Raw genomic sequence first — 22,670 nt, forward strand, 5'->3', positions numbered from 1 at the left:
ATATAGGTTAAGTCAATATTAAATTCGTTAATTTTATAGCATTAATTTCTTAAAGAGATTTTTTATGGATGTTGCATTCGAATTAAATGAAGTAACTAAAAAGCTTCCTAAACATTTACACAAATTTGTTGTAAAACAACCTTATGATGAATATACGGCACAAAATCAGGCTGTATGGAGGTATGTTATGCGTATGAATGTTGATTATTTGAGTAAAGTTGCGCACGAATCTTATGTAGATGGATTAAAAAAAACAGGTATTTCTGTAGATAACATTCCTAAAATGGAAGGAATGAATAGAATATTAAAAGAAATAGGTTGGGCAGCTGTTTCTGTAGACGGTTTTATACCTCCCAACGCTTTTATGGAGTTTCAGGCATACAATGTATTGGTAATTGCTTCCGATATGAGAACTATTGATCATATAGAGTATACACCTGCTCCAGATATTATTCATGAAGCAGCTGGTCATGCACCAATTATAGCAAACCCAGAATATGCCGAATATCTTAGAAGATTTGGAGAAATAGGTGCAAAAGCAATTTCATCTGCTAAAGACTATGAAATGTATGAGGCAATTAGGTTGTTATCTATTTTAAAAGAAAACCCTAATTCTACTCAAAAAGATATTAATAAAGCTCAGGAAAAGGTAGAATATTTACAAAATAACTTAGGAGAGTTGTCAGAAATGGCTCAAATAAGAAATTTGCATTGGTGGACTGTTGAGTATGGATTGATTGGATCTGTAGAAAATCCAAAAATTTATGGTGCAGGGCTTTTATCATCTATTGGTGAGAGTAAATGGTGTATGCAAAGTGATGTAAAGAAATTACCCTACACACTTGATGCTGCAAATGTATCTTTTGATATTACCAAACCTCAACCTCAGTTATTTGTTACTCCAGATTTTGCGTATTTAAGCTTGGTGTTAGAGCAATATGCTAATACTATGGGAATTAGAAAAGGCGGATTAAGTGGAGTGAAAAAGTTAATAGATTCTAATAGTTTAGGAACCATTGAGTTGTCAACAGGTGTTCAGATTTCAGGTGTATTTACGAATGTAATAACTGATGAAAATAACAAACCTATTTATATTCAAACAACGGGTCCAACTGCTTTGGCAAATAGAGATAAAGAATTAATTGGTCATGGTATTAATTATCATAAAGAAGGTTTTGGAAGCCCAATTGGTAAGCTAAAAGGTATTAATATTCCTATTGAAAACATGAGTCCTCGCGATTTAGAAGCTTATGGTATTTACGAAGGGAAAAATGTTTGTTTAGAGTTTGAAGGTGGCGTTAAAGTAGAAGGAGAAGTAATTACAGGAACTAGAGATTTGCGCGGTAGAATTCAATTAATATCTTTTAAAAACTGTACAGTAACTTGTAATGATACACTACTTTTTCACCCAGATTGGGGTATTTATGATATGGCAGTTGGTGTAGAGGTTGTTTCTGCTTATGCTGGGCCCGCAGATGTTAGTTCGTATGAGGATTTAGGAAAGGTTTCTGAAACTAAAACCCATAAAATTAACTATTCAGCATCAGATAAAACTTTATATGATATGTATAGTAAGGTAAGAATGCTTAGAGAACAAAAAAATGTTTCAGAAGCAGCATTGCAACTAATATTTGAAGTTTTGCAAAATGAATATCCTAATGATTGGTTACTTCCGTTGGAAATTTATGAATTAAGCTTACAAAACAATTATAGTTTATCTGCACACGTTGAAAAACATATAGAAACGTTAAAGTGTAACAAAAGCTACAAAACTTTAATAGAAAATGGCTTAGCTTTGTTGCCTCAAGCGGCAAAAATATAATGCAGTTATTTAATTTATTTACAAAAAAGAAAATGGCAAACGAAATTAAAGAATATTTAGACAAAGGAGCAGTAGTTTTAGATGTAAGAACTGTAGAAGAATGGAACGAAGGTCATGGTAACGGAGCTACTTTAATAACTTTACAAACTGTACCTGCAAGGGTAGATGAAATTAAAGCATGGAATAAGCCTGTAATTGCGGTTTGTAGAAGTGGAGCAAGAAGTGAGCAAGCAACACAGTTTTTAAAGAGTCATGGAGTAGATGCTATTAATGGCGGACCATGGCAAAACGTAGCTGAGTTTACAAATTAAATTAGATTTTAAAAATTCATGAAAGGAAATGCTTTTAAAAGTGTTTCCTTTTTTTTGTGCAAGTTATCTAAAAACTTTTGGTGTTCAGGGGTTTCAGGGTTAAAAGGTTTGTGTGCAAATCCTTTTTGTAAACTATCAACCAATTTCATGGTTTCATAAGTATTATTACTAAACCAAGTAGCTGTAAACTTATCCCAAATATAATTAATGGCCGTTGTGTTTGGATGAATCATGTCTTCATTATAAAATCTGTAATCACGTAGTTCATCCATCATGATCTCATAAGAAGGAAAGTAAAATAATTGCTTTCTATTGTTAATTTGTTGATGAATAGCAGTCAGTAAATGAGCTTTGCTTTGTTGGTTTTCTATAAATCCGTCTTTGATATGTCTTACGGGTGACACTGTAAAAATAACAGAAGCCTTTGGATTTACACTTTTAATAAGAGTTATACAGTTTTCTATACTTTCGGAAATAGCTTCGACAGAAAGTAATTCTTTTAAAAACTTTTTTTGAGGAACTTTATGACAATTTGCAACAATTTTATCTGAAGCTATATGCCGATATACCCAAGCTGTTCCTAACGTTATTATTATATGAGATGCCGATATGAGCTGTTTGTGAGTTTTAATCACGGCATTGTTTAGGCTATCTAGTAAGCTATTTTTATCAATATTACTTAGGCTAGAATGTGCTTCAAAAGAATGCCAAACATTATTGTTTAAAAAAATAGCATCACTATTATATTCTTTGGTGTTTATAGAATTTAGAATTAATGTTTCAATAGCCTTAGGGTGAAATAAAATTCCAAAAGGATTTTGATAGGTTTGAAATTTAAAATACTCAAGTTTTTGGCCAATATTTTCAGAAAAGCAAGAGCCTAATAACAAAAGTTTGGCATCATAATTAATTAAATGATGTTGCTGTTTTTTTATGGGTACTTGAGTGAATAATTGCATAGTGTAAAAATAAAAAAAGTCTCTTATTTTTAAGAGACTTGATTTTTTTGTTGGTTACGGTTTATTAGAATGTAGAAGTATAACTTCCGTTTTTAGGTTGTAAATCACCAATAATAATTCTAATAAAATCAATTAAGGTCCAAATACCTAATCCACCTAAAGTTAATAACTGAACAACTCCTTGCCAAGTATACCCTAAATAAAATCTGTGAATACCAATAATACCAACAAACCAACATAATAATAAGGCAGCAATCTGGCTTTTACCAGAGTAAGCAACAGTTGCTGACGCATCGTCTTTATCAACAGAGTTTTTAGCTACTAATTCTTTGTTTTCTTTGTTTTTCTTTACAGGGAAAGACGCTTCTGCACTAGGAGTACATAATAAAAAAGCAAATAAGAAACTTAAAATTGTAATAGATTTTTTCATAGTAAATAAAAATATTAGTTTTGGATTCTGACGAAAATAAACAAATTAATGAATAAAAAGCTATTTTTTTTAGGAATTCTAAGTTTCTTAATATCAACAGTAAAGGCACAGGAGGAAAAATTTGATTATGAATTTCTAGGAGTTTTACTAATAAGTAAAACACAGCTGTATTCATATAAATTACAGTTTAATATTTATAAAGATAGTATTAAAGGGTATTCTTATACAGATCTTACAGGCCCACATGAAACCAAATCCTATATTTTTGGAACTTATGATAAAATAACAAACGATATTTTTTTTAAAGAGCAAGATGTTTTATACACAAAATCTGTAGTAGGAGAGGATGAATTTTGTTTTATTCAGTCTAACGGTAAATTAAAATTAAAGTCCAATAAAAACTCTTTTGATTCAGAATTTGAAGGTGTTTATGAAGATGGTACTTCATGTGCTTCGGGAAGAATTAAAGTTGTTGGAACTAAATTTATTGAAAAGAAAGCTAAAAAACTTTACAAAAAAGTTAAAAACAAGAAAAAAATAGATTCTGTAGTAAAAGAAAAGTTAAGGCCTGAAAGAATTTTATCTAAGTTTGGAAAAACAACAATTTCTCAGGATGAAACAATATCTCTTTTTGTAAAAAAGAATAAAGTTCAATTTGAAATATGGGACTATGGAAAAGAAGATGGGGATATAGTGGATATCTATATTAATGGAAAAAAGATTATTTCTAACTTAGAGGTTAAACGCAAAAAGAAGAATGTAGTTTTTAATTTACAAGAAGGTAAAAATGAAATTAAAGTAACTACAGTAAGTTCTGGTACTATCAAAACCAATACGGCTAAGATTAAAATTTACGATGCTACTAGGTTTTATGAGCTAACTTCTAACGTAGATAAAGGAAAATCAGCGATTATAAATGTTATTGTAAATTAAAAAAAATCCCAAACAAACATGTTTGGGATTTTTAGTTTACGATATATATTCTTTTGCTTTGTCCAGTACTTTAGGAATTCCTCCAGGGTTTTTTCCTCCGGCAGTAGCGAAAAAGTTTTGTCCACCACCACCACCATGAATGAATTTACCTAGTTCTCTTACCACTTTACCAGCATCATAACCACGTTCATTTGCCAAATCTTTAGATATGTAACAAGTTAGCATAGCTTTTTCTTTTGTTGGTGCTGTGGCAAATAAAACAAAAAGATTATCTACTTCACCACCTAATTCAAACAAAAGGTTTTTAATGCTATTAGGGTCTAAATCGACTTTAGTAGCTAAATAATTAACTCCATTAATTTCCTGAAGTTGATTTTTAAGTTCGCCTTTCATGTTTTTAGCTTTGTCTTTTAACAATTGTTCAACTTGTTTTTTCAAAGCTGTATTTTCATCTTGTAAATTACTTACAGATTTTATTAGGTCTTTAGGGTTTTTTAGTAGCTGTTTAACCTCTGTGTAGTTTTTCTCTACCTCTTCAAAATAATTACCAACAGCTACATTAGTTATGGCTTCAATTCTTCTGATTCCAGCAGCAACAGCTCCTTCAGATTTAATTTTGAAATACCAAATATCTCCTGTTTGTTGTACATGCGTACCACCACAAAGTTCCATAGATTTTCCAAACTTTATAGCTCTTACATCATCACCGTATTTTTCGCCAAATAAAGCAATTGCTCCTTCCTCTATAGCTTGTTGCATAGGAATAGCTCTTTTTTCAATTAACGGAAGGTTTTCTTTTATTCTTGCATTAACAAATGCTTCAATTTCTTCTAGTTGATCTGCTTCTACTTTAGAAAAATGTGAAAAATCAAAACGCAAATAATCAGGATTTACTAAAGATCCCTTTTGCTCAACATGTGTACCTAAAATAGTACGTAATGCTTGGTGTAAAAGATGAGTAGCAGTATGATTACTTGCAGATAAGTTTCTGTATTCTTCGTTTACAACAGCAGTAAAAGTATCCTCTATGTTTTTTGGAAGGTTTTTAGTAAAATGAATGATAACGTTATTTTCTTTCTTGGTATCTAAAACATGGATAACATCACCATTATTTGTTTCAATATAACCTTTGTCTCCAACTTGTCCTCCACCTTCTGGGTAAAAAGGTGTTTTATTGAATACTAATTGATATTGATCGCCACCTTTTTTACTAGTTACTTTTCTATATCTAGTTACCTTTATGTCTGATTTTAAAGTGTCATACCCTATAAACTCTTCTGTTGAATTATCGTCTAAAATTATCCAATCTCCAGTTTCACTTGCAGACGCAGAACGAGATCTGTTTTTTTGTTTTTCCATTTCAGATGCAAATTCATCCTCATTAACCGTATAGCCTTTTTCACGAGCTATTAATTGGGTTAAATCTAAAGGAAAACCATAAGTATCATATAATTCAAATGCTTTTTTACCAGCTATTTCTTTGTCTTTAGTTTCTTCAATTACCTTATCTAACAATAATAACCCTTGATCTAAAGTTCTTAAGAACGATGCTTCTTCTTCTTTAATTACATTATGAACTAAGGTAAATTGCTTTTTTATTTCAGGAAAAGCATCACCCATTTGATGAGATAAAGTTTCTGCTAGCTTAAAAATAAACGGATCTTTTTGATTTAAGAAGGTAAAACCATAACGAATTGCGCGGCGTAAAATTCTTCTAATAACATATCCAGCTCCATTATTGCTTGGTAATTGACCATCAGCAATTGCAAAAGCTACGGCTCTTACATGATCTGCAATTACACGAATAGCAACGTCTATTTTCTCGTTGTTTCCGTAAGCTACTCCAGAGATAGTCTCAATTTCTCGTATTAACGGCGTAAAAACATCAGTATCATAATTAGATTGTACGTTTTGTAATACCATACATAAACGTTCAAATCCCATACCTGTATCAATGTGTTTAGCAGGAAGCTCTTCTAAAGCTCCTGATGCCTTACGGTTGTACTGCATGAAAACTAAGTTCCATATTTCAACAACTTGAGGATGATCTTCATTTACTAAAGATTTACCATCAATTTTTGCTTTTTCTTCTGCCGAACGAATATCTACATGTATTTCAGAACAAGGTCCACATGGTCCTTGATCACCCATTTCCCAGAAGTTATCTTTTTTATTACCTTTTAGAATACGATCTTCAGATATGTGAGCTTTCCAAAGGTCATAAGCTTCCGTATCCATTGAAGTTCCATCTTCTTTATCACCTTCAAAAACAGTTACGTATAAAATATCTTTAGGTATTTTATATACTTCTGTTAGTAATTCCCAAGCCCAGGCAATTGCTTCTTTTTTAAAGTAATCTCCAAAACTCCAGTTTCCTAACATTTCAAACATGGTATGGTGGTAAGTATCATAACCAACTTCTTCTAGGTCGTTATGTTTACCAGAAACACGTAAACATTTTTGGCTATCGGCAATTCTAGTACTTTTAGGGGCGGCATTTCCCAAAAAATATTCTTTAAACGGAGCCATACCAGAGTTTGTAAACATTAAGGTTGGGTCGTTTTTTAACACCATTGGTGCAGAAGGCACAATTAAGTGCTGTTTAGAATTGTAAAAATCTAAAAACTTTGATCTAATTTCTTGAGATTTCATGCGTTACTCGTACTAGAATATTGTTAAAATTAATTTAATTAAAACCCTAAAAAAATAAAGTTTTAAAACATTTTGTAAATTTGTGAGTTGTTTTAGGCTATTTTTTGTTGAAAAAGCCCCCTCAAAAACCACAAAAATAGTATAATTAGTCGTATGGCAAAAGTAAAATATTATTATGACCCTGATACACTTTCTTACAGAAAAATAGAGGTAAGAAAACGTGATAAGTTTAAGAATACGGTGGTATTTACACTAGCGTTTGCATTATCTGGGTTAATAGGATTTATTGTTTTAGATCAATTTATTGTATCACCTAAAGAAAGAGCTCAAAATAGAGAGTTAGAGAATTTAAAGCTACAATATGAATTGTTAAACAAGCGTATTGAAGAAAGTTCAAATGTGTTAGCTGATCTTCAAGAGCGTGATAATTACATATACAGAACTTATTTTGAAGCAAACCCTATTCCAGATGAACAAAGAAAAGCTGGTTTTGGTGGTGTGAATAAGTATAAAAAGTTAGAAGGTTTTGATAACAGTAAAATGATTATCAATTTAACTAAAGACATAGATATTTTATCTAAACAAATTGTAGTACAGTCTAAATCTTTGGATGAAATTGTGAATTTGGCCAAAGAAAAAGAAAAAATGTTAGCTTCAATTCCCGCAATTCAACCTTTAAAAAATCAAGATTTAAAAAGAATGGCTTCTGGTTTTGGAATGCGTATGCATCCAATTTTAAAATCATGGAAAATGCATAAAGGTATGGATTTTACTGCGCCAACAGGTACACCAATTTATGCCTCTGGTAATGGTACTGTAATAAGATCTGCAAGAAGCTCTACATTCGGAAATGTAATTTATATTGATCACGGGTATGGTTATGAAACAATTTATGCTCATATGAGTAAAATGGTTGCCAAGAGAGGTCAAAAAGTTAAAAGAGGAGATTTAATAGGCTATGTTGGTAATACAGGACGATCTGCAGCTCCTCACCTTCATTATGAGGTTCATAAAAATGGGCGCCCTGTGAATCCAATTTATTACTACTACGGAGATTTATCACCAGAAGAGTTTACAGCAATGCAAAAAGCATCACAAGAACAAAGACAATCTTATGATTAATTTGTAAATTGCCATTAAAAGCTTTTATGCACATAGATTTACCGGAAAAAAATTATTACAAAATAGGAGAAGTAGCTAACGCTTTTGGTGTTAATGCTTCTCTTATTCGTTTTTGGGAGGGTGAGTTTGATATTATAAAGCCCAAAAAAAACGCCAAAGGCAATCGTCTTTTTACACCAGAGGATATTGAGAATTTTAAATTGATTTACAATTTGGTAAAAGAACGCGGTTTTACCTTAGATGGAGCAAAACAAAAGTTAAAGCAAAATCCTAATAAGGTTATTGGCAATCACGAAATAATTAGTAGATTAGAAGCGGTGAAAGCCGAATTAATCAAGATAAAAAATCAGTTATAAATTTAAAAAGAAAGATTATGAAGAAAGGTTTACTTCCTTTAATAGTTGTAGGAATTATAGTATTTGCAGTATTTAAATGGGTGGTGGAATTTAAAAATACCGCTGTAAAATTAAACGAAAATATTGCAGAATCTTGGGGAAATGTTGAAACAGCTTATCAAAGAAGAGGCGATTTAATAGGTAACTTAGTAAAAACTGTACAAGGAGCTGCTGATTTTGAAAAATCAACACTAACAGAAGTTATTAATGCAAGAGCCAAGGCTACATCAATGAATATCGATCCTTCAAAGATAACTCCAGAACAATTAGCGCAGTTTAATAAAGTACAAGGTGGTTTAAGCGGTGCATTAAAGAGTTTATTAGTAACTGTTGAGCGTTATCCTGATTTAAAAACAAATCAGAACTTCTTGAAATTACAAGACGAATTAGCGAGTACTGAAAATCAAATATTAACGGTAAGAACTCGTTTTAATGAAGCTATTAAACCTTATAATAATCACGTAAAAATCTTTCCAAATTCAATATTAGCAGGATGGTTTGGTTTTGAAGGAAAGCCATATTTTAAAGCAGAAGAAGGAGCTGAAAAAGCACCAGATGTTAATTTTGATTTTGGTTCAAAAAAATAATAATGTCTAAAGTAGAAGATTTTCTTTCAAAAGAAGAAGAGCAAAAAATTGTTGAAGCTATTAAAATGGCAGAGCTAAATACTTCAGGTGAAATTAGAGTTCATATAGAGGCATCGTGTAAAAACGATGCCTTTAAACGTACATTACAAGTGTTTGATGAGTTAAAAATGTTTGAAACTCAACAAAAAAATGCTGTGTTAATTTACATAGCTGTTGAAGATCATCAATTTGTGATTTATGGAGATGAAGGTATTAATAAAGTGGTGCCCAATAATTTTTGGGACAGCACAAAAAATACGATGCTAAGTCATTTCAAAAAAGGAAATTTTAAACAAGGAATTGTAGCAGGAATTTTAAAAGCTGGAGAAGAATTAAAAGTTCATTTTCCTTGGCATACCAACGATGTAGATGAATTGTCTAATGAAATATCAAAAGGATAAAAAAGTTTTGAAAAAAATAACTCATTTTTTAGTTGTTTTAACTACGTTATTTTTTGTTCAAATAACTTTTTCACAAGGATATAAAGTTCCTGAAAAACCCAAAGAACAATCAAGTGTTTACGACTATATAAACTTACTTTCGAATACTCAAAAAACAACTTTAGAAACAAAGTTAATTAAGTATTCTGATACTACTTCTACACAAATTGTAGTTGGAATTATTGGTTCAACAAATGGAGAAAGTATTGGGGTTTTAACTCCACGATGGGCACATAAATGGGGAATTGGTCAAGCAAAAGAAGATAACGGTGTTTTTATATTATTAGCTAAAGATGATAGAAAAATATGGATTTCTCCAGGCTACGGAGTTGAGCACAAACTAACTGCAGGAATCACAGGTGAAATTACTAGGAATTATATTATTCCGCAATTTAAAAGAGGCGATTTTTATGGCGGATTAGAAGCTGGTACAAATGCTATTTTTAAAGTTTTAAATGGCGAGTATAAAGGAAGTAGAAAAGAAACAAAAAAACCAGGTTTTAGTTTTATCATCTTTATTATAATTGTTGTCATAATATTTATTCTAATTTCTATTGGAAATAAAGGAAATAAAGGTGGAGGAAAACGAAATTACAGGCGTTCAGACTCTAGAGATATTTTAGAAACTATTATTTTAAGTAGCTCAGGTAGAGGCGGTAGTTTTGATGGTGGAAGCTTTGGAGGTTCTTCAGGAGGATTTAGCGGCGGTTTTGGCGGAGGCTTTGGTGGCGGAGGCTTCAGCGGTGGTGGAGCTGGAGGTAGTTGGTAACAATTTAATAAGTTTATTGTAAACTTTATATAACTATTTAGAAATATAAGGAAGTTAACTATGCAATTCATTAACAATCCTTATTATGTCTACCAATATAAAGAGAAGAAACTTTCTTAAAAATTCATTATTTGTTGCTGGCGGAATTGTACTTGCGCCAAATATTATTAGTTGTAGTAGTGACAACGAAGATTTTGCAATACAAATACCCCCAAACTTAATAGAAAACAATTTTAACCAAGGAGTTGCTAGTTTCGACCCAACGAACAATCAAGTTATCATCTGGACTCGTTACGAATCTTCAGCAGCTTCCGTTCAGTTAGTATGGCAGTTAGCAACAGATAGTAACTTTACAGAAGTTATAAGAGAAGGTGAGGTAACTACAGATGCTTCTCGAGATTATACCATAGCTATTGAGGTAAAAGATCTTGAAGCTGGTTTAAAACTATATTATCGTTTTGTACAAATAACGAATGAAGATGTATCTCCAATAGGGGAAACACTAACTTTTGCTGAAAATATAGCTGAAGCAAAATTAGCGGTAGCTTCTTGTGCTAATTATGCGTATGGATATTTTAACGTGTATCAAGCTATTGCTAATTCAGATGCAGATGTAGTTGTTCATTTAGGTGATTATATTTATGAATATGGTCCAGATACTTACGGCTCATTTAGAACTCCTGTTCCGGCTGGTGAAATTATATCTATGGACGATTATAGAGCACGTTACCGTCAATATAGATCAGATGATCAATTGAAAGAATTACATAGAAGAAAACCATTTATTTGTGTTTGGGATGATCATGAAATTACCAATGATGCTTATGTTGATGGTGCAGAAAATCACCAAGATAACGAAGGAGATTATGGTGTAAGAAAACAAGTAGCACTTCAAGTTTATAGCGAATATTTACCTAATACAACTAATATTGCCGATAATGCTATTATTTATAGAAACTTAAAAATAGGTAATTTAATAGATTTAATTATGCTAGATACCAGAATTATTGGTAGAGATAAACAGTTAGCATATGCAGATTATACTACTGCTCAAGGAATAAATTTTCAGGCATTTCAAACAGATTTATTAGACACTTCCAGATCTATGCTTGGGCAACAACAAAAAAATTGGTTAATGAATCAGGTGAGTGGTTCTAATGCTAATTGGCAAATTATTGGTCAACAGGTGTTAATGGGTAAAATGATGATGCCCGTAGAGTTACTAAACTTGTTAGGTTTGCTATTGAGTGAAATAGGAGCTAATGGATCTGCGTCACCAGAAACATTTGCAGCGTTTCAAAATACAATAACATCCTTAGTAGCTATAAAACTTAGAGTTGCTCAAGGTGATCCAACAGTAACTACTGAAGAATTAGCTAGAGTTAACAATGTAGCTCCATATAATTTAGATGCTTGGGATGGTTATTACATGGAAAGAGAAGAAATTTTAACGGGTTTTGAGAATAAAAATGTAGTTGTATTAGCAGGAGATACCCACAATGCTTGGTATAGTAATTTAACAACAAATTCAGGAGTTACAGTTGGCGTAGAGGTTGCAACAAGTTCTGTTTCATCACCTGGTTTAGAAAGGTATTTAGGGTTAGATAATACTGCTGAATTAGAGCAAGCTTTACAAGTATTAATTAATGACTTAGAATATTTAAATGCATCAGAAAGAGGTTATATGAAGTTAACTGTTAACGCTGGTGAAATTAAAACAGATTGGTATTATGTTGATTCTGTTACAGAAACAACTTTTAGTACTCAATTAAAAAATAGTATTACTATTTAAATTGTAATGTTGTGTTGTTTTTTGAAGCCTCTGTTTTTCAGAGGCTTTTTTTAGTAACTTTACATTTATGAAAAAGTTCGGATTGTTATTAATAGCAGCTTTCACACTAAATTGTTCACAGCATACGGTTTTTAAAAAGCGGGTAAAATTGCCTAAAAAATTAAAAGAGGTTTCTGGGAATGTTATGATTAAAGGATCTGATTTAATTTGGATGCACAATGATGGTGGAAATAAAAGTGAAATTTACGGAGTAAATACTCAAGGTAAAATAGAGAGAACTGTAAATGTAAAGGCAAAGAATAATGATTGGGAAGACATTAGCACTGATGAACAAGGGAATTTATATATAGCTGATTTTGGTAATAATAATAGTGAACGTAAAAATTTAGTAATTCTTAAAATTGCCAACAATGATATACTCACTAATGACAAAGTAGCGGTTGAGAAAATTAAATTTTCATTTGCTGAGCAGCATAAATTTCCACCCAAGAAATCTGAAAGATATTTTGATGCCGAAGCTCTAATTTATTTCAATAATTATCTCTACATTTTCACTAAAAGTAGAGTAAAAGGTGATTTCGGAAAAACAAGCCTATATAAAATACCAGCAAAAAAAGGGAATCATATAGCTACTTTTATATCATCATTTAATAATTGTAATGATTTACAGTGTTGGATAACAGGAGCCACCTTATCACCAAATAAAAATGAGGTAGCCCTTTTAACGCATAATTCTGTTTTATTATTTTCTAATTTTAAAAAGGATGATTTTTTAAATGGAACACTTAAAAAAATACCATTAAAACATACTTCTCAAAAAGAAGGAATATGTTTTAAAGATAATCAGACTCTCTACATTACAGATGAAAGAGAACATGGTAGTGGCGGTAATTTATTTGAGTTTGTTATTAAATAAATTTTAAAAGTAGTAATAACCAACCAATAACTAAAAACAAGCCACCTATTGGTGTAATTGGTCCTAAAAACTTCATTTTTTTTCCTTTAGCATCCGATATTACCAAACCATAAATACTGAATGAAAATAAAAATATACCAATAATAAAACAGTAAGCTATACTGTTTTGTGTAGTGGAAAAATAGCTTCCCACAAACAGTAAAACAAGCGCATGATACATTTGATATTTTACCCCTGTTTCAAAAGATTTTAACTGATCTGTGTTTAATACTTTTTTAAGTGCATGTGCTCCAAAAGCCCCAAAAATGACTGCTAATAAACCGTATAAGCATGCAAAAAATAATATAATTTGTTGTGACATATTTTAAAAATTAAATCCAAATCCAAAAGCTATTCTGCTTCCTTCATTACTGTTAAAAATAGATAAATTAGCAGTGAACATATCAACACCGCTTAACCAAACAGATCCACCATAATTATGATGCCATTTATCTGAATATGGTGAATATGGGCTCCAAACTTTTCCGTAATCAAACCCAGTTGTAACGCCAAACTTAACAGGGATGAATATTTTAAAGTTAGCAAGTTTATAGCGAATATCGTTAGAGTGGTAAAAACTTTCCGTGCCCGTAAATCTATTTTGTCTAAAACCACGAAGGTTACGATCACCACCAATACTAGCTGCATGATAAATTTCAAAACGGTTTTTAAAATTAACATGAGTACCTATTTCAGATGCAAAAACAATACTTCTATTAGGAATTAAATTTTGATATATAGCTAAAGACGATTGTAGATAACCAAAATATCTTGTTGAATTCTCTAAATTCATTTTAGCGCCTCCTAACAATTTAAAATTCATTCCTTTGGTAGGAAAACTATTATTGTCAACCCTATTATGATTAAAAAATAATTCTGCTCCTATAAAGTAATTTGTGTCAAAAATATTAGTGGGTTGATTATTAAAACTATTAATGTTTCTGCCAGGGGTGTCTTCTATTTCAATTGCTTCAAAAGTTGAGGTAGCTCTTATTAAACTTCCCCCTCGAAATCTTTTTAATAAAGAAGAAGAAAAGCTAACTTCTTCTTTTTTTACTCTGTAAAAATCTAAATTTATATCCCTATTATATTTTGATTCATTACCCCACCCAAAAAAGTTAAAAGAATAATTATCACTAGTAATTTTTCCTTTTAGCAACAAACTCCAATTACTTATAACCTCAGTAAATTCACCTGAATATTCAAAATCATAACCAGAGGTACTAGAATAAAAATTAGCTGTAAAGTTATGTTGGCTGCTAAACGGTAATTTTTTAAATCCATGACGTGTATATTCAATATTTGCACCTAAAAATAATCCGTCATCTGGATTACTACCAATTGTAGGGAAAACAACAGTTGTATTGTTTTGAATGTCTTTATGGTTGTAGGTGTTTTTATAGTAGCTGTTAGTTCTTAAGTCAGCAGTTTCGTTACCAACTTTGAGTGTGTTTTTCTTAGAAATGAAATCATAAATTTTTGTTTTTTTACTCCATCCGTTAACAGTAGATTCATCAGAATAAACATCGTGGTTTTGGCCGCCAATTAATCTAACTGTAATTCCTTTACTAACATTACCGCTTATGTTAAATTCATCATCTCCGTTTAAACCATACAAATGAATCTCTTTAGTTTCATGGGTTTTAAAAATTCGGTCATAAATAATGATTTCCTTTTTCTTTTTTAGTCGATATACTTGAACACTAGTTTGGTTATCATCGATTCTTTTAACTACAAATTTGTCATCTTTGTCAGTACCTATTACTTGAACAATTTTCGCTTGTTTTTTATAATATTTTTTAGCTATGTTGGCTAAATTATCTCGCCTAGATTTTAGTTTGTTGATAATATCTTGTCCGTTAACGTCAAAAATATTTTTAGGTAATTGTTTAATTGATTTTTCTATAACCTCATCGGTTAAATTTTTCTGAATAAAAGAAACTTCTGTCAGCCAATCGTTAAGTGTTAACTGATTGGTAAATTCGGCGTCAAAAAAGCGGGCGTAGTTGTTATACCATTCAATATTTTGGATATCGTTATTTAACGATTGCATGTTTCTAACAATAGGAACAAATTGTTTGAAAATAGGAATAATAATTCCGTCAAATCTAGAAAAAGGTTGATCTCTATCTCTCGGGATTGGACGATACATTGTTTTTTTATCCGCTGTTTCAAAAGAAGCCCACCTCCATTGATCTTCATGTCTATCCCAGTCGCCAATCGTCATGTCAAACAATCGCGAACGGATAACCCATTTTTGATCAATATAGTGTTTTTCATTTTTTCTAATTTTATCTAAAACATCATAGGTGCTAATGATTTTCTTAGAATTTCCAAAAGAATTAATGTCCTCTCTATTTCCGTCAGGTCTTTCTTCAAGTAAATACAAGCCACCTCCAAAGCTTTCGTTAAATTCCGCTAAAGCTGGCTGTTTAGGAACGTAGTATAATTTAGGATTAGTGTGGTATACATTTACCGCAGTTGCCATAGATGGAACAACAAAAGCGGCGTATGGATGAGACATGGTGAAAATATCTTTAACTACATCAACTAAAAAAGTACCTTTTAAAATACCTCCCATAATTCTTGAGGCATCTTTTTGCATAGATCGCAAAACATATTCTTTACCTTTTTTATTTTGTAGGCGTAAAGAATTTGTTTGGTTGCCTCCGCCTTTTCTAACAGGTTGTAGGCCACCAAATACTTTATCAAGCTCCAATACAGGAACTGTAATTTCTTCGCCGTAAATGTCTCTGTTTAATTTACCCCACATTAATTGATGAAGCTTACTTACTTTAGTTTCGGTAGAATCATAAATAGTAGTGGTAATTTGTTGTTTGTGAAGGTTGTATTCTGGAAAATTATCAAACACTTTTACTTTTTTGGGCTTGATAATTTGTTTACTGAATAACAATTGATTTTCATCTTTGTTATTTGCCGCATAATAAGCTAATACAGCAGATCCGTCATTATAAAAATGAAGCTTTGCATACCCACTGTTTCCATAAGTAAATTGAGCCCCGTAACCAATAAGAGCAGCAGATTTTTTAGACCCAGAACCACTAACTACTTGTTTAAATCCGTTTTTTTCTATGTATTGTAAATTATGCTCATGACCAGAAACAAAAACTGTTTGACTTTTAAAATCCTCTGCTATTTTTTCTATTTCTTTAACAAATTGCGCATAACTTTTGTTAAAATTATCTGTTTGAATACCAGCATGGGCTCTAATAATATTTTTTAAAGTGCCTAAAACGGGTACCGGTTTTAAATGGTCTTTTACAGAAAAACTACTTCCATGCGGACCATTAGAGTACAGTGGGTGATGTAAAGCAACAACAATGTTTTTATCCCTATTTTTTTTAAAGTAACCAGAAAGCTCTTCAAGAAAGTGTTCACGTGTTTTTATATCACAATTGTCGTTCATTTTAGGTTTACCGTCCCAATTGGTAATATACCATTCGCTATCTATTACAATTAAAACAACATGTTCGTTGATAGAAACTTTTTTCAATCCACAGCCGCCCTCTGGTAAAAAAGTGTTTTTTCCAAGCGCTTTTTCTACTAGTTTTTCTTGTCTTTTTAAGCCATCAATACCATTGTACCAATCATGATTTCCAGGAATAAAAATTGGTTTCCCTTTATATTCTTTTACAGTATTGGCTTGAAGTAAAAGTCGGTATTTAGATAGTTCGTATTTTGGATGGTTTTTAGGGTAAATACCAACTGGATATACATTATCTCCTAAAAATAAAGTGGTGCTATTTTTTGATGCACTTTTAATTTCTTTGGTGAAATAATTTAACGAAGGCAAAGTTTCACCCATATTAGCATTACCAGCATCTCCTATTAAATAAAAAGTATGTACTGGCTTTTTACTGCTAGTTACTGCATGTTTTTTTTGTGGATTACTATATTTAGCTTTATAACTCGCACATTGTATTAATGTAGTAACGATTATTAATAGAGAAAGTATTTTTATTAGTTTCATTTACTAAAATAAGTTATGTAATTAAGAGCTACAAGACAGCATAGAGCAGCCAATTTTATTTCGTGCCCATTCGGGTCTTTTTACAAACCATTTGTTATAATTGGGTTGTTCATCATATGGTTTTTTTAATAGCTCATAAAAATCATTGATTAAACTAAAATCTTTGTTGTTAGCTTTATCTATGGCTAATTGTGCCATGTAGTTACGTAATACGTATTTAGGATTTATAGTATTCATTTGTTCTTTTCTTTCTATGTCAGAAAAGCTATTATGTTTTAATAGTAATAAATACTTCTCAAACCATTGTATCCATTTTTTGATGATTTCATCATTTTTAAGGTGGTAAAAAGCATCAGTAATTTTATTAAAGGCGCTTTTTGGCGTATCATTTTCTTCAATATTTGCTAAATTTCTAAAAAATATAGTGTAATCAGTTTCTGTAAGTTGAAGTATTTTTTCGGTATCAGCAATAAAGGCTTTATTTGTAGTTTGTAAACCAAGCTTACGGTGCATCATACTTTCATATTTATGTAAGTATTCTAGTTCATAAGAATCTAATATCTCTTGTAATGAATCAGCCTTATTAACTAAAGGATATAATGCATTGGCTAGTTTATATAAATTCCATAAACCAATGTAGGGTTGGTTTCCGAATCTGTATCTTTTATTTTGAGCATCTGTAGTATTGGGAGTCCAATTATAATCAAACCCTTCTAACCAGCCGTATGGACCATAATCAATGGTTAGTCCTAGAATAGACATGTTGTCTGTATTCATAACTCCATGAACAAACCCTACACGTTGCCAGTGCACAATCATATCAATAGTTTTTTCTTTAACTTTTGAAAGAAAGTCTAAATATTTTTGAGGGCCTTTTGAAGAAATTTCAGGATAAAAATTTGAAATAGTATAATTAGCAAGTTGTTCTAAAGTTTTATGATTTTCTCTTGCAGCTAATATTTCAAAATTTCCAAACCTAATAAAGCTTGGTGCTACCCTGCAAACAATTGCTCCTTTTTCATGGGCTGCATTTCCGTTATACATTATATCTCTTAAAACCTCATCACCGTTTAAGCATAAAGAAAGAGACCTGGTTGTAGGTACACCTAAATAATGCATGGCTTCACTACATAAATGCTCTCGGACAGATGATCTTAAAACAGCTAAACCATCAGCAGAACGAGAATAAGGTGTTTCTCCAGCTCCTTTTAGCTGAAAAACCCATTGTTGATTATTGTGATTAGTTTCAAACAAATTAATAGCTCTACCATCACCTAATTGTCCGGCCCATTGCCCAAACTGATGACCTCCATAACACATAGCGTAAGGATGCGTATTAGGATAGGTTGTTTTTCCACTAAAAATATTTAAAAAATCTTCAGACAGCATATCATTTTCTGAAAACCCTAGCTTATTAGCTAAATCATTAGCAATATGAATACGTTGAGGATTAGATGGTTGTTTAGGAGTTACGTATGAAAAACAAGCATCTAAAACTTGCCTTCGATAATTATCATGAATTTTATCTGCAGGAAGTTGTTTGCTAAATGTATTGTGGATATGTAATTTCATTTATAATTAGCCGACAAATTGGTTTTAAACTTACAAAGCTTGTTGTTTGCAAGCAAAGTTTACTATTTTTACTTACTAAAGTACTTATTTATGAATACTCTTGTTGAAAAAACTGAAAATTTCGTTTTACAACTATTTTATAAAAATGCTAATGCAAAGTTAGTATATCATAATACATCTCACACTCTAAGAGTTGTAGAAAAAGCAAAAGAATTAGCTGAAGAAATACAATTAAATGAAGTTGATACTGAAAAATTACTTTTAGCAGCTTGGTTACATGATGTTGGTTATACCAAAAATACGACTAACCATGAAGAAGAAAGTGTTGCAATAGCAAAAGAATTTTTAGCCAAAGAAGGAGTAAGCTCTGAGATGATAAAAGAGATTTCATCTGCTATACTTTCAACAAAAATGGCTGTGGAAGCCGAAAATATTGTAGATAAATTATTGAATGATGCTGATTGTTCTCATTTAGGGAGTAAAAATTATCAAGAGTTTTCAGAATTATTACACAAAGAAACCGAATTACTATCAGGTGCAAAAATTTCTGACTTAGATTGGATTGCTGGAAATATTCATTTTTTGACAAACGGACATAAGTTTTATTCTGATGTTGCTATTAAAAAATGGGAAAAACAGAAGGCTAAAAACATTGCTCGGTTATTAAAAGCTGAAAAGAAAATAAAGAAAGATAAAAAGAAAGCATCTTTAAAAAAGGAAGAGCTTCAGTTAAAAAAAGAAAAGATAGAACTGCCAGAAAGAGGTATTGAAACTATGTTTAGGGTAGCGTTGCGTAACCATATTACTTTAAGTGATATAGCTGATACAAAAGCAAATATTTTACTTTCGGTAAACGCGATAATAATTTCTATGGCGTTATCAACATTGTTGCCAAAGCTAGATAATCCTTCAAATAGTTATTTAATAGTTCCATCCCTTATTTTTATTTTATTTACGGTAGCGTCAATCATATTATCTATTTTAGCAACTAAGCCTAATGTAACTAAAGGCGAGTTTACTAAAGAAGATGTAGCAAATAAGAAAGTGAATTTAATATTCTTCGGAAATTTTCACAAAATGAGTTTACCAGAGTTTGAATGGGCTATGGATGAAATGATGAAAGACAGAGATTATTTGTACGGTTCTTTAACTAAAGATTTATATTTTTTAGGGTTAGTTTTAAACAGAAAATATAATTTATTAAGAGCTACTTACGTTGTTTTTATGATTGGTATTATTGTAAGTGTATTGGCTTTTGCAATTGCCTTTTATACACAAGGTTTACATCCTGTAGAAGCTGCTCAAACAGCTTTTGCAGGTGTATAATTATTTAAACTCGCTCATTAACTCATCTAAAGTTATGGTTTTATCCTTATTACTTTGGTTGTAAATAACCTCAACTCGCAAGGCTTTTAAACCAGAAACTCCTTGTAAATCTTCTAATTCTAAAAATTCTAAGGTACCTAATTGATTTTTGGATTGTAAATATTTTATGTATTTAACATACTCTAAGGCATCTTTGTCTTGAGAATAAACAATAGCTATTTTACCCGGAACAGTAAGTCTTTCGTTGGTTCCTCTTATATGTGCTTTGTCTATTCTTTTTTTAATAATCTCATATCGAATGTTGTAAGCACCATCTACGTCAAACTTTTTTTCATCCATTCTATACTTAATAGCTAATGGATTACTATGAACTAAAATTAAGGAAGCTACACGTAATTGATGTTCCATTTCATGAGTAGCATTGAGTGCTAAATTTTCGAGATCATACATTAATTGAAGTTGCCATAGTTTTAAATTATATAAATGTAACTCGTTAAATTTTTTATTGTTTACTAAAGATTGCCCAATGTACATGTTGTATTCAACACCATCAGTTTTATAACGTTCAAAATAATGAGGAAACATTTCTTGAGCTTCTTTCTGTTTTTTGTCTATAAAGCCAGTTAGTTTGTTGTTTAAAACCGTAACACTATTTTCATAAGCTTTACGTTTTTCATAAACCACCTGTAGTTTTGGATCTAATCGATTCATATATACATCAACAAGCTTTTTTAGTTCACTATTGATATTTTGAATATGATTAAAAACTGGATATATTTCTCTTTTTAAAAAGGATAAAATATCTATTTCATCACCAGCATTTAAACCTAGTTTAACGTGAGAAAGATATTCATCTACTCGAAACATTAACTCATTATAAATAGGAAGTTTTTCTGTTTCACATGCCTGCTTTAATACAGAAATAGCTAAGTTAAGCTGAGTGGTTAAATCTTCTTGTATGGCCTGGTTTCTTGCTTCAGAAGAACCTTTAATATCTGATTGACCATAAAGAGGATATACTTCATTAAAAACAATATCTTCTACCTTAACATCTTCTTTGGTTTTAAAAAGTTGTTTTTGATAGTTCTCAGCAGCAGCTAAAAATCTCCACTTTACAGTTGGATGAATAGAAGTGTAATTTTCTTGAATTAACGCTTCAAGCGCATTGGCAAACTCTGCACTACTTCTTTCAACTGCAATTTGAAAGGCGGGAATAATATCTGTTAATTTATGTTGATTAATAGAATTTAGTTCATAAGGTCTATGAGATGCAATTTCTATTAAAACCATATCTCTTTTGTTAGATGATAAAATAGGAATGATTAAAATACTTCCTATATTTTCTTTAATTAATTGTTGATATAGTCCGTTTTTATGATTGTTTTCTCCATATTTTTCAACGCTAGAAATAGCAATGGTTTCATTGTCTAAAAAAGCTTTTTTAGCAATGTAATCACAGAAGAAATTGTTACAAACAAAATCGTCATTTTTAGGTATAATTAAACTTTCGTTCTTTTTAATAGATATATTTTCAATACTGTTTTGAGAAAAGTCGTACACAGAAAGTCCTACACGTAAATCAGGAATTTCAAAAAAGTCTTGTAATCGTTTCTCTATTCTGGTTGTAAAATCGTTTTCTGGTTTTAAAAGTTCAGATCGAATACCAGCAATACTTTCGTCCGCAGTAACATCAAATAAGTTTATGATTCCAAAACCTTTAAAAATATAGCTGTTAGGAGGGAATTTCTCTTTCCAAATAGCAATATTGTCAAAGTTGTTAAGTAATTCATGGTAATCTTGTTGTGTTATTTCTGGAGCATTTTCTGTTTTAGTAATGTCAGAAAAATCTCCATTAAAAGCAACTCTATAATGTTTAATTAAACCAGTTGAGGTGTCTGGTATGTCAAAATAAAAAGGACGTTTTAAGTCAACCTTAAATCCGTAATAAAAGTTAAGTATGAATGAACATGCTTGAATGTAAAACATGTCTTCTGGAAAATTTCTTATGCTAAATTCGTAAGAATCACCAGCATTATTTAAAATGTCTTGAAAACGTTTTGTGAATTTAAATGATTCAAAAGAAAAGGGGATACTAGCTGCTTTTATTTCATTAGTTTGTAATAATTCTGGAAATAATGGGTCTAAAAGTAGGTTTATGATGTCTTCATGTTTTTTAAGCAATGAAAAATCAGAAAAGCCATCTACTAAAAAAGGATATTTTTCAATTTCTTTTTTTATAGTTAAAGCAGAAGTATAAAAAGGATGTTGTTTGTTGTCATCCGAAGAAAATTGAACAAATAAATCATATACCTTTTTAAAACTAACGTTTAGTTGTAAAGGTAATTCGGATTTTTGCTCATTAAATAGTATTTTTTTATTCATATTTCACCCCTATACATGTTACAAAAATAACTAATTACTAGTTAAAGTCGTGTATAGAGGTGAAAACTTACAATGAAGTTCTATTAAAAGCGATAGCTTTTAATTTCGCCTTTTTTTCCTAAGCTGTCCCGTCCTAAAATAAGTTTACACCAATAAGACTTATTTTATGAATAACAGTTTACGCAAGAAAAAG

At 30.9% G+C, this 22,670-nt stretch carries 18 protein-coding genes; 11 read left to right on the forward strand and 7 right to left on the reverse strand.

The genetic code is table 11. From position 1 onward, the window contains the following. Window positions 1-64: 64 nt before the first annotated feature. Window positions 65-1,822, forward strand: coding sequence for an aromatic amino acid hydroxylase (locus ACFQ1U_RS04835; protein ID WP_386105898.1), 1,758 nt, complete (start codon window positions 65-67; stop codon window positions 1,820-1,822). 32 nt (window positions 1,823-1,854) lie between these two features. Beyond that, window positions 1,855-2,133, forward strand: a complete 279-nt coding sequence (locus ACFQ1U_RS04840; RefSeq protein ID WP_386105900.1) for a rhodanese-like domain-containing protein — start codon at window positions 1,855-1,857, stop codon at window positions 2,131-2,133. Between the two features lie 8 nt (window positions 2,134-2,141). Here the strand turns inward: ACFQ1U_RS04840 and ACFQ1U_RS04845 are convergent, their stop codons facing one another. Continuing rightward, the gene (locus ACFQ1U_RS04845; protein ID WP_386105902.1) at window positions 2,142-3,092 is read right to left on the reverse strand and encodes a GSCFA domain-containing protein; all 951 of its coding nucleotides are present in this window, start codon (window positions 3,090-3,092) and stop codon (window positions 2,142-2,144) included. A 64-nt stretch (window positions 3,093-3,156) separates the two neighbouring features. Further along, window positions 3,157-3,522: a TM2 domain-containing protein gene (locus tag ACFQ1U_RS04850; protein WP_386105904.1), complete on the reverse strand. Its 366-nt coding sequence runs from the start codon at window positions 3,520-3,522 to the stop codon at window positions 3,157-3,159. A 48-nt stretch (window positions 3,523-3,570) separates the two neighbouring features. Here ACFQ1U_RS04850 and ACFQ1U_RS04855 point away from each other — a divergent pair, with 48 nt between their 5' ends. Next, window positions 3,571-4,455 carry a hypothetical protein gene (locus tag ACFQ1U_RS04855; protein WP_386105905.1) on the forward strand — a complete coding sequence of 295 codons (885 nt, stop codon included), beginning with the start codon at window positions 3,571-3,573 and terminating at the stop codon, window positions 4,453-4,455. A gap of 36 nt (window positions 4,456-4,491) precedes the next feature. On the opposite strand, the gene alaS is transcribed toward ACFQ1U_RS04855, so the two are convergent. After that, entirely contained in the window at window positions 4,492-7,107 is a 2,616-nt protein-coding gene (alaS, locus tag ACFQ1U_RS04860; RefSeq protein WP_386105907.1) for an alanine--tRNA ligase, read from the reverse strand. Between the two features lie 153 nt (window positions 7,108-7,260). Between alaS and ACFQ1U_RS04865 the strand changes: the two genes are divergently transcribed. The 7 genes from ACFQ1U_RS04865 (at window position 7,261) to ACFQ1U_RS04895 (ending at window position 13,167) form a co-directional block, all read left to right on the forward strand. After that, window positions 7,261-8,229, forward strand: coding sequence for a M23 family metallopeptidase (locus ACFQ1U_RS04865; RefSeq protein WP_386105909.1), 969 nt, complete (start codon window positions 7,261-7,263; stop codon window positions 8,227-8,229). Window positions 8,230-8,255: 26 nt separating this feature from the next. Continuing rightward, window positions 8,256-8,585 (forward strand): MerR family transcriptional regulator, encoded by a 330-nt coding sequence (locus tag ACFQ1U_RS04870; RefSeq protein WP_386105911.1) that lies wholly within the window; start codon window positions 8,256-8,258, stop codon window positions 8,583-8,585. 17 nt (window positions 8,586-8,602) lie between these two features. After that, entirely contained in the window at window positions 8,603-9,211 is a 609-nt protein-coding gene (locus tag ACFQ1U_RS04875; protein WP_386105913.1) for a LemA family protein, read from the forward strand. Window positions 9,212-9,213: 2 nt separating this feature from the next. Next, window positions 9,214-9,651 carry a TPM domain-containing protein gene (locus ACFQ1U_RS04880; RefSeq protein WP_386105915.1) on the forward strand — a complete coding sequence of 146 codons (438 nt, stop codon included), beginning with the start codon at window positions 9,214-9,216 and terminating at the stop codon, window positions 9,649-9,651. Then, entirely contained in the window at window positions 9,632-10,459 is an 828-nt protein-coding gene (locus ACFQ1U_RS04885) for a TPM domain-containing protein (protein ID WP_449343023.1), read from the forward strand. The genes ACFQ1U_RS04880 and ACFQ1U_RS04885 overlap by 20 nt, the downstream gene beginning before the upstream one ends. An 85-nt stretch (window positions 10,460-10,544) precedes the next feature. Continuing rightward, entirely contained in the window at window positions 10,545-12,251 is a 1,707-nt protein-coding gene (locus ACFQ1U_RS04890; RefSeq protein WP_386105919.1) for an alkaline phosphatase D family protein, read from the forward strand. A 67-nt stretch (window positions 12,252-12,318) separates the two neighbouring features. Beyond that, window positions 12,319-13,167: a hypothetical protein gene (locus ACFQ1U_RS04895; protein WP_386105921.1), complete on the forward strand. Its 849-nt coding sequence runs from the start codon at window positions 12,319-12,321 to the stop codon at window positions 13,165-13,167. Here the strand turns inward: ACFQ1U_RS04895 and ACFQ1U_RS04900 are convergent. From ACFQ1U_RS04900 to ACFQ1U_RS04910, 3 genes are read right to left on the reverse strand one after another with little or no spacing between them, the layout of a single operon-like run. After that, on the reverse strand, window positions 13,160-13,528 hold the full coding sequence (locus ACFQ1U_RS04900; protein ID WP_386105922.1) for a DUF423 domain-containing protein: 369 nt from the start codon (window positions 13,526-13,528) through the stop codon (window positions 13,160-13,162). The two genes, ACFQ1U_RS04895 and ACFQ1U_RS04900, sit on opposite strands and share 8 nt — an antisense overlap. A 3-nt stretch (window positions 13,529-13,531) precedes the next feature. Next, complete coding sequence (locus ACFQ1U_RS04905; protein ID WP_386105924.1) at window positions 13,532-17,197, reverse strand: metallophosphoesterase; 3,666 nt, start codon at window positions 17,195-17,197, stop codon at window positions 13,532-13,534. 21 nt (window positions 17,198-17,218) lie between these two features. After that, the gene (locus ACFQ1U_RS04910; RefSeq protein WP_386105926.1) at window positions 17,219-18,769 is read right to left on the reverse strand and encodes a protein adenylyltransferase SelO; all 1,551 of its coding nucleotides are present in this window, start codon (window positions 18,767-18,769) and stop codon (window positions 17,219-17,221) included. Between the two features lie 90 nt (window positions 18,770-18,859). On the opposite strand from ACFQ1U_RS04910, the gene ACFQ1U_RS04915 reads away from it, so the two are divergent. Next, window positions 18,860-20,095 (forward strand): Pycsar system effector family protein, encoded by a 1,236-nt coding sequence (locus ACFQ1U_RS04915; RefSeq protein ID WP_386105928.1) that lies wholly within the window; start codon window positions 18,860-18,862, stop codon window positions 20,093-20,095. Here the strand turns inward: ACFQ1U_RS04915 and ACFQ1U_RS04920 are convergent, their stop codons facing one another. Then, the gene (locus ACFQ1U_RS04920) at window positions 20,096-22,477 is read right to left on the reverse strand and encodes a GAF domain-containing protein (RefSeq protein ID WP_386105930.1); all 2,382 of its coding nucleotides are present in this window, start codon (window positions 22,475-22,477) and stop codon (window positions 20,096-20,098) included. Window positions 22,478-22,670 lie beyond the last annotated feature (193 nt).

It is taken from the genome of Tenacibaculum geojense (assembly GCF_042676005.1).
In the GTDB taxonomy this organism is placed as follows: domain Bacteria; phylum Bacteroidota; class Bacteroidia; order Flavobacteriales; family Flavobacteriaceae; genus Polaribacter; species Polaribacter geojense.